The sequence below is a fragment of the Streptomyces sp. 7R007 genome, from assembly GCF_054850255.1.
The window spans coordinates 1-222 of record NZ_JBTWMV010000214.1 but is presented as its reverse complement, the minus strand read 5'-3'; the positions used below and the strand labels follow the sequence as shown (position 1 = coordinate 222).

Below are 222 nucleotides of genomic sequence, written 5' to 3'. Positions count from 1 at the left end.
GCCGGCGGACGGGACTCGTCGCGCAGCGCGGCCACGGCGTCCAGGACGGCGTCCCGGTGCTCCTCGGGCACTCCCGCGGCCGCGCGCTCGTACAGCCGCGCGCCCTCCTCCAGCACGAGCTCCGTGTCCATCCCTGCCGGGATCTTGATCTGCGCGTGGTGACGCCAGGTGGTGACGGGATCGCCCCACGCCTCCACCGTGTACGTCCAGTGCCCGGGCTCA

The 222-nt window shown here is 74.3% G+C and carries 1 protein-coding gene; it reads right to left on the bottom strand.

Annotated features, from left to right (window positions below; genetic code table 11):
* The coding region (locus ACYF6T_RS44850) for a maltotransferase domain-containing protein (RefSeq protein WP_461703743.1) at positions 1-222 on the bottom strand (222 nt) is incomplete at both ends.